Source organism: Actinomycetospora chlora (assembly GCF_039542135.1).
In the GTDB taxonomy this organism is placed as follows: Bacteria; Actinomycetota; Actinomycetes; order Mycobacteriales; family Pseudonocardiaceae; genus Actinomycetospora; species Actinomycetospora chlora.
On record NZ_BAABHO010000071.1, the window covers coordinates 19,829 to 27,163 of the forward strand.

Genomic DNA, 7,335 nt, shown 5'->3' on the forward strand with positions numbered 1-7,335 from the left:
TCACGCGGCCGCGCGCCGGTGGAACCGTCCCCGACGCCGTCCGCGGCGCCGACCCCGAGGAGCCCTCAGTGCGCATCACGCTCGCGCAGACCGACGCCACGCTGGGCGACCTCGACGGCAACCTCAAGCGGGCCGAGCGCGTCGTCGCCGAGGCGGTCGAGACCGACTCCGACCTCGTCGTCTTCCCCGAACTGTCGCTGTCGGGCTACCAGATCGGCGAGGTGCCCCAGGACCTGTCACTGGCGCCGGACGACCCGCGCCTGCTGCGCATCTCGCAGCGGGCCGGGGGCGCCGGCGTGCTGCTCGGCTACCCCGAGGCCGGCGGCCACGGCCTGCACACCTACAACAGCGCCAGCTACTACGAGGACGGTCACCTCGTCCACACCCACCGCAAGCTCTACCTGCCGACGTACTCGACGTTCGAGGAGCGCAAGCACTTCCTGCCCGGGCAGCACTCGCGGGCCTACGGGGTGCGCGGCGGGCGCCACCGCGCGGCCACGCTGATCTGCAACGACGCCTGGCAGCCCCAGGTCGCGTTCCTCTCCACCCAGGACGGGGCGCACCTGCTGCTCGTGCCGGCCAACTCGGCGCAGTCGATGTCGCCCGAGCGCTACGACTCCAAGGAGTACTGGCGCAACATCACGACGTTCTACGGCCGCATCTACCAGCTCTTCGTCGTGTTCGTGAACCGCGTCGGCGTCGAGGGCGGCCTGACCTTCTGGGGCGGCAGCCACGTCGTCGACCCGTGGGGCGAGGTCGTCGGCGAGTGCGGCGAGGGTCCCGAGGCCGAGGAGAGCTGCACGATCGACATCGACCTCGCCGACGTCCGGCGCCGCCGGCGCGACATCCCGCTCGTGCGCGAGGCCCGGCTGGGCCTGCTGCGGCGCGAGATCGACCGGCTGCTCGAGGAGGGTGGCGACCTGTAGCCGGGCGACCGCGCTGCGTCGGACGACGTCGGCTTTCGGACTCCGAGCAGCGGAAACGCCTCGTCCGCGCCGCACACTCACGCCATGGCGATCGCGCCCGACCAGCCCACGTCCGTCCCGGCCCGCCGCGGGCTCGTCGCGCGGCACCCGCTCACCGCGTTCTTCGTGCTCGCCTACGCGCTGAGCTGGATCGTCTGGGCGCCGTGGGTGCTCGGCACCACGGGCGCCGGCTGGCTCCCCACGACCGTCGAGCCGCCGGCGACCGGCTACCTGAACGCGACCGCCATCCTCCTCGGGCCGACGGGCGCCGCGCTGATCGTCACGGCGCTGACCGACGGGCGGGCCGGGCTGCGGCTGCTGGGCGCGCGTCTCGTGCGGTGGCGCGTGTCGGTGTGGTGGTACCTGCTCGCGCTCGTGGGCGTCCCGCTGCTGGCGGTGCTCGGCTGCACGGTCGTCGGCGGCGTCCTGCCCGACCTCGCCGCCCTCGGCGGGCCGGGCTTCCTGCTCAGCTACGCGGTCTCCTTCGTGCTGGTCGCCGTGGTCGGCGGGCCGCTGTTCGAGGAGATCGGCTGGCGGGGGTTCGCGCTACCGCGTCTCCAGCAGCGCCTGCACCCCGCGGCGGCGGCGCTCGTGCTCGGCCTGCTGTGGGCCCTGTGGCACCTGCCGCAGTTCTTCGACCCGTCCTGGACCGCGGCGTCGGGCGGCGGCGGCCCGGTGGGCATCGCCCTGTTCGTCGCGACGGCCGTGACCTTCTCGTTCGTGACCAGCTGGTTCTTCAACGGCGCGCGGTACAGCGTCCTCATCGCCGTGCTCGTCCACACCTCGATCGACGCGGCGACCACCGTGACGCCGGCGATCTTCCCGCCCGCGCTCGCGACCAGCGCGGTGCCGCTGCTCGTCTCGTTCGGCGCGGCCGCGGTCGTCCTGCTCGTCGTGACCCGCGGGCGACTCGGCCTCCCGCGGGACCGCGAGATCAGCTGACGAGGCCCACCACGGTCAGCACGAGACCGATCACGGCGAGCGCCGCGCCGCCCCAGGCGAACCACCGCTGCCGGCCGACGGCGGCGTCACGGAGCTCCTGCTCCGTGCGCGTCGAGATGATGAAGGGGTCGGACGACGACGTGGGCTTGCCGATGACGAGCGGCCCGATCCGGTCGTGGACCTCACCGAGGATGTACAGCTGCTGGCCGGGACGGATGACCCACTCGGTGTAGCGCATCCCCAGCGACTCGCCGTCGTGACCGAAGAAGCTGCGGACCGCGCCCCCGAAGCCACCCGGGCCGGGAGGGCCGGGCTCGAAGCGCTCGTGGATCTTCTCGGGACGGTCGGGCGCGACGCCGTTCGGGTCGACGCCGATGGTCCCCGAGGCGTCGACGAGCGCGTAGCCCTGGCGCGAGGTGTCGTCGAGGACGGTCTCGCTGCGCTCCCGGCGCTCCCAGTCGCCGTCGGACTCGCGGTGCCACTCGCTGAACTCGTGGACCACGGTCTGCCGGTACCAGACGCACTCGGTGCCGGTCTGCGGCGCGCGCAGCGGCCCCTCGGGGTGCGGGTGGGCGGCGCCCACGACCTCGCAGACCTTGCGGAAGGCGCCGGCCGACCCCAGGTCGGCCAGCGTGCGGCGGTGCTCCTCGAGCTCGGCCACCGGCAGCGTCTCGGCCGCGATCATCGCGTGGCGGCGCTTGCGGGAGCCCTGGGCGGCGAGGAAGCCCGCGACCCCGAGCGCGATGAGCACGAGACCGACGATCCACATCCACATGGCTGCTCCCTCTCCGGTGACGGAGAGCCACTCTAGTCGCGGAGCGTGACCTACGCGTAGACCGATCAGGTGACGCGGGCGGTCACCGTGGTCTCGGCGAGCAGCTCGCCCCGGCTCACCGTCACCGCGTCGCCGCGCAGGAGGACGCGGTCACCGGCGAGCTCGACGCCGACCTCCCCGCCCCGCGGGGAGAGCTGGGCACCGACGAGCCGCTCGCGGCCCAGCCGCTTCGCCCAGTACGGCGCGAGGCAGCAGTGCGCCGAGCCCGTCACCGGGTCCTCGTCGATACCCACCGCCGGCGCGAAGAAGCGGGAGACGAAGTCCGGCGCACCGGGCGCCGGATCGTCCTCGGCCCGGGCCGTGACGATGACGCCGCGGCCGCTGGCCGCCTTGAGCACCGAGAGGTCGGGCTCGAGGGCGCGCACCTCCTCGGCCGAGGGGATCTCGACGAGGACGTCGTAGCGGCACCGGGCGAGCTCGACCACCGCGGCGCCGAGGGCGTCGGCGAACTCGTCGGCGAGGTGGCCGTCGGGCAGCGCGGAGACCGGCTCGTCGACCGGGAAGTCGAGCTGGATGCCCCCGCCCGGCAGCTGCTCGGCGCGCAGGACCCCGGACGCGGTGCGGAACGCGATCGGCGACGGCGCGAGCCCGTGCTCGAAGAGGACGTGCGCGCTGGCCAGCGTCGCGTGGCCGCAGATCTCCACCTCGACCTTGGGCGTGAACCAGCGCAGGCCCACCTCCCCCGTCGCCGCGAGCGTCGAGAGGTCGACGAACGCGGTCTCGGAGACGTTGACCTCGGCCGCCACCGCCTGCATCCACGCCGCGTCGTCGGTGTCGGTCAGGCAGACGCCCGCGGGGTTGCCGGTGAAGGGCGAGGACGTGAAGGCGTCGACGAGGTGGAGCTGCACGCTCCCCATCGTGCCGTGTGACCCCGGTGCCGGGCAGCCGGACGCCGACTCGTCGGTACCGCTGGGCCGTCCCGGGGCGCGGGACACGCCACCACGCCCCGGGATCGGGTTCCGGCGGGGACGCCGGGAAGTCCTCATCGACACCGACGGTCACATGCATGCAAGGCGCATACCAACCTCTGCCACCCGCACGGAGCAGCGAGTGCCACGCACGGGGACGAGGGTGTCACGCCGGGCGCTCGGGTAGCCGAGGGCCATGCGACTGCTGGTGCTGGGCGGCGGCGGGTTCCTCGGCTACCACGTGGCCGCGCTCGCTCACCGGGCCGGCCACACGGTCACCGTCGCGAGCCGCTCCGGGCGGGCGCCGCTCGAGGGCGTCGAGGCGCTCACCGTCGACCGCCACGGCGACCTCTCCCCGCTCGACGGCCGCACGTTCGACGCCGCGCTCGACACCTTCTCCGACCCCGACGCCGTCCGCGCCGCGGCCCGGCGGCTGCGCGACACCGTCGGGGCCCTCGGCTACGTGTCCGGGATGAGCGTCTACCACCCGCGCGGCCCGGCGGTCCCCGACGAGCGCGCGCCGGTGCGCCGGCCGGGGGAAGCCCGCGACGGCGACCCGCTCCAGGAGCGCTCCCTGGACAAGCTGGCCGCCGAGGCGGCCGTCGCCGAGGAGTTCGCGGGGCCCGTCTCCGTGCTCCGGGTCGGGATCATGGTGGGGCCGCGCGACCCGTCCGACCGCTTCACGTGGTGGCCCGTGCGCCTCGCGCGCGCCCTGACGGGCGAGGCGCCGCGCACGGTCCTCGCCCCCGGCGACCCGACGCGGGCGGTGCAGTACAGCGACGCCCGCGACATCGCCGCCTTCGCCGTGGACGTGCTCGCGCGCGGTCAGGCGGGGGTGTTCGACACCGTCGGCCCTGGCCGCGCCCAGCCCCTCGCCACGGTGCTCGAGGGCTGCCTCGAGGGCGTCGGGGGCCGGCCGGGCGACGTCGAGTGGGCCTGGGCCGGCGAGGACGCCCTGCGCGCCGGGCTCACCGACGTCGAGGAGGAGGAGCGCCCGCTCTGGTTCCCCGAGGACCAGATCCCGCAGGACGCGATCGACTCCTCGGCCGCACTCGCCGCCGGCCTGCGCTTCCGTCCGGCCGCCGAGACCGCCCGCGACGTCCTGGCCTGGCACCGCGAGCGTGGCTCCCCGGACCTGGCCGCCGGGTTCACCTCGACCCGGGAGGCCGAACTGGTCCGGCGCTGCGTATCGGGGGCTGCCCCGACAGGGTGACGTGGGGGCGTCGCTACTGTGGCCCCGTCATGACCACGGTCTTCCTGGTGACGGGCGCCTCCTCGGGCGTGGGACGCGCGCTGGCGCAGTTCCTCGCCCGCCACGGCGTGTCGGTGGTCGGGCTCGACCGCCGCGAGCCGCCGGACCGCGAGATCTCGCACCTGACCTGCGACCTCGCCGATCCGACGTCGATCGACGCGGCCGTCGGGCGGCTCGACGGGCAGGTCGACGCGCTGGCCAACGTCGCGGGGGTGCCGGGCACGGCGCCGGCCGAGTCGGTGCTGGCGGTGAACTTCCTCGGCATGCGCCACCTCACCGAGAGCCTGCTCGGCCGCATCCGCCGTGGCGGGTCGGTGGTGAACGTGTCGTCGGCCGAGGGTCGCCACTGGGTGGCCCACCTCGGCGAGCTGCGGCCGCTCCTGGCCACGCGGACGTTCGCCGAGGGCCTGCGGTGGTGCCGCGAGCAGCGTCCCGACCGGTCGATCTACGACGTGTCGAAGGAGGCCGTGCTCGCCTACACGACGGCGTCGTCGACGCTGACGTGGAGCGACGGCGTGCGGATGAACGCGGTGGCCCCGGGCACGGTGCGGACGCCCTCGCTGCCCGAGATCGAGCGCTCCACCGATCCCCGCCGGCTGGCCCGCTCCCGGACCGCCGCCGGCCGCGACGCCGAGGCGTCGGAGATCGCGTCGGTGGTCGCGTTCCTCATGTCGAACGAGAGCCGGTGGGTCAACGGGCAGACGCTGGCCGCCGACGGCGGCGTCTCGGCGGCCACCACCTGGGCTGCCCTGCAGTCGCGCTGACCCGCCACGGCGTCACCCGATCGTGGGCAGGGCGTTGTACCCGGCATGGCTGCACGACGCGGGACGCGCCGGACGCTGACGGCCCTCGCCGCCGGGGCGGTGGTCGCCGCGGCCGTCGCCGTCGGTGGCCCGACGGCTCTCGCGGCGCCCGCCGACGGGCCCGTCCCCACGGCCCCGGGCGTGCACCCCGGGGCGCAGACGCGCACCGACGGCGCGCAGTGCACGGCGAACTTCCTCTTCACCGACGGCGGCGCCACCTATCTGGGCCAGGCCGCGCACTGCTCGGGCACCGGGGGCTCGACCGAGACCGACGGCTGCACCTCGGGCTCGCTGCCGCTCGGCACCCCCGTCGACGTCGGTGGGGCGTCCCGGCCGGGGACGCTGGTCTACAACTCCTGGCTCGCCATGCAGGCCGAGGGCGAGCGGGACCCGGACGCCTGCGCCTTCAACGACTTCGCGCTCGTGCGCCTGGACCGCGCCGACGCGGCGGGCGCGTCCGGCGCGGTGCCGTTCTTCGGTGGGCCTCGCGGGGTCGACACCGACGGCACCCGACCCGGCGAGGTCGTGCGCAGCTACGGCAACTCGGAGCTGCGCGGGGGCGTGACGCTGCTCAGCCCGAAGATCGGCACGAGCGCGGGCGACCGCGGCCAGGGCTGGAGCCACGACGTCCTCACCGTCACCCCGGGCATCCCGGGGGACTCGGGCAGCGCCTTCCTCTCGGCCGACGGGTCCGCCCTCGGGGTGCTGTCGACCCTGCAGTTCGCGCCGCTGCCCGCCAGCAACGGCGTCAGCGACCTCGCGAAGATGCTCGACTACGCCCGCGGCCACGGCATGGGCGGCCTGCGGCTCGTCACGGGTTGAGCGCCCGCCGCGACCGCTGCGGGTCGGGCCGGGGCGTGACGGCTTCGGTGTAGGAGGCGGCGGACGCGCGGCGCCGGGCCTCGGCGGCCTTGCGGTCGGCGCGTGACGACCAGCGCGTCATGCCCAGGTACAGGGGCACCCCGATCACCAGGGCGCAGACCAGCGCGAACGCCACCACCGCCACGATCCACTCCACGCCGAACCCCCTGCCGTCCCGAGTCGTCGCGCACGACGTCGCTCGACCGGGTGACGGTGTTACGGATCCGGCGCCGGGAGTCGCGTCAGCAACTGCCCCACGGGTCGATGACGGTGGTGGTGGGGAGCTCCCACTGGCCGCGGAGCACCTCGCGCGCGACGTCGAGCACCGGCAGGGCCCGGATCGCCGCCTCGTCGCGCAGCACCTGCCCGGCCGCGGGGAGGTCGAGACCGAGCCGCTCGGCCAGCACGCCCTCTGCCCGGTACACGTCGGCGGTGGTGGTGGACGGGTCCTGCGCTCTCGGCAGCGTCATGGCCGCTCCTCGGGACTGCTCGTCCGTGCCCCGCAGCCGGCCGTGGGGTCGACCGGCAATGCGACAAGGAGTACTCGTCCGAGCACGATCTGTCCATCAGCCCGACGGCCGCATCCCGCCCCTCGCTAGGCGCGCACCTCTCCACGATGATCTTCCGAGAGTGTCGCCGGCGTCCGCGACGGCCGAGGACCTCGTTGGTGAAGAGGGCTCGTGAAGCCCCTGACAACGACGAACGCCCACCGAGCGTTTCCGCTGGTGGGCGCTGGTGGCCAGGGGCGGGGTCGAACCGCCGACCTATC

The 7,335-nt window shown here is 74.9% G+C and carries 9 protein-coding genes; 5 read left to right on the top strand and 4 right to left on the bottom strand.

Annotated features, from left to right (window positions below):
* Positions 1-68 precede the first annotated feature (68 nt).
* Together ABD994_RS28260 and ABD994_RS28265 are read left to right on the top strand one after the other, a co-directional pair.
* Positions 69-926 carry a nitrilase-related carbon-nitrogen hydrolase gene (locus tag ABD994_RS28260; protein ID WP_345423884.1) on the top strand — a complete coding sequence of 286 codons (858 nt, stop codon included), beginning with the start codon at positions 69-71 and terminating at the stop codon, positions 924-926.
* An 84-nt stretch (positions 927-1,010) separates the two neighbouring features.
* Positions 1,011-1,907 carry a CPBP family glutamic-type intramembrane protease gene (locus ABD994_RS28265; RefSeq protein WP_345423887.1) on the top strand — a complete coding sequence of 299 codons (897 nt, stop codon included), beginning with the start codon at positions 1,011-1,013 and terminating at the stop codon, positions 1,905-1,907.
* Here ABD994_RS28265 and ABD994_RS28270 read toward each other — a convergent pair.
* Complete coding sequence (locus ABD994_RS28270; protein WP_345423890.1) at positions 1,900-2,682, bottom strand: E3 ubiquitin ligase family protein; 783 nt, start codon at positions 2,680-2,682, stop codon at positions 1,900-1,902. The two genes, ABD994_RS28265 and ABD994_RS28270, sit on opposite strands and share 8 nt — an antisense overlap.
* Positions 2,683-2,747: 65 nt before the next feature.
* Positions 2,748-3,599 (bottom strand): PhzF family phenazine biosynthesis protein, encoded by an 852-nt coding sequence (locus ABD994_RS28275; protein WP_345423893.1) that lies wholly within the window; start codon positions 3,597-3,599, stop codon positions 2,748-2,750.
* 247 nt (positions 3,600-3,846) lie between these two features.
* Between ABD994_RS28275 and ABD994_RS28280 the strand changes: the two genes are divergently transcribed.
* From ABD994_RS28280 to ABD994_RS28290, 3 genes are read left to right on the top strand one after another with little or no spacing between them, the layout of a single operon-like run.
* Positions 3,847-4,863, top strand: a complete 1,017-nt coding sequence (locus ABD994_RS28280; RefSeq protein ID WP_345423896.1) for a Rossmann-fold NAD(P)-binding domain-containing protein — start codon at positions 3,847-3,849, stop codon at positions 4,861-4,863.
* Positions 4,864-4,892: 29 nt separating this feature from the next.
* Positions 4,893-5,666, top strand: coding sequence for a coniferyl-alcohol dehydrogenase (locus ABD994_RS28285; protein ID WP_345423899.1), 774 nt, complete (start codon positions 4,893-4,895; stop codon positions 5,664-5,666).
* A gap of 45 nt (positions 5,667-5,711) precedes the next feature.
* Entirely contained in the window at positions 5,712-6,527 is an 816-nt protein-coding gene (locus ABD994_RS28290; RefSeq protein ID WP_345423902.1) for a S1 family serine peptidase, read from the top strand.
* Here ABD994_RS28290 and ABD994_RS28295 read toward each other — a convergent pair.
* Both ABD994_RS28295 and ABD994_RS28300 read right to left on the bottom strand, forming a co-directional pair.
* On the bottom strand, positions 6,517-6,723 hold the full coding sequence (locus ABD994_RS28295) for a hypothetical protein (protein ID WP_345423905.1): 207 nt from the start codon (positions 6,721-6,723) through the stop codon (positions 6,517-6,519). The genes ABD994_RS28290 and ABD994_RS28295 overlap by 11 nt on opposite strands.
* 85 nt (positions 6,724-6,808) lie before the next feature.
* Positions 6,809-7,036 carry an ANTAR domain-containing protein gene (locus ABD994_RS28300; protein ID WP_345423908.1) on the bottom strand — a complete coding sequence of 76 codons (228 nt, stop codon included), beginning with the start codon at positions 7,034-7,036 and terminating at the stop codon, positions 6,809-6,811.
* Between the last annotated feature and the right edge of the window lie 299 nt (positions 7,037-7,335).

Bases quoted from the DNA above. Each gene is read 5' to 3' on its own strand.
- ABD994_RS28275 (WP_345423893.1), bottom strand. From the start codon at position 3,599: ATGGGGAGCGTGCAGCTCCACCTCGTCGACGCCTTCACGTCCTCGCCC.
- ABD994_RS28300 (WP_345423908.1), bottom strand. From the start codon at position 7,036: ATGACGCTGCCGAGAGCGCAGGACCCGTCCACCACCACCGCCGACGTG.
- ABD994_RS28265 (WP_345423887.1), top strand. From the start codon at position 1,011: ATGGCGATCGCGCCCGACCAGCCCACGTCCGTCCCGGCCCGCCGCGGG.
- ABD994_RS28285 (WP_345423899.1), top strand. From the start codon at position 4,893: ATGACCACGGTCTTCCTGGTGACGGGCGCCTCCTCGGGCGTGGGACGC.
- ABD994_RS28270 (WP_345423890.1), bottom strand. From the start codon at position 2,682: ATGTGGATGTGGATCGTCGGTCTCGTGCTCATCGCGCTCGGGGTCGCG.
- ABD994_RS28280 (WP_345423896.1), top strand. From the start codon at position 3,847: ATGCGACTGCTGGTGCTGGGCGGCGGCGGGTTCCTCGGCTACCACGTG.
- ABD994_RS28290 (WP_345423902.1), top strand. From the start codon at position 5,712: ATGGCTGCACGACGCGGGACGCGCCGGACGCTGACGGCCCTCGCCGCC.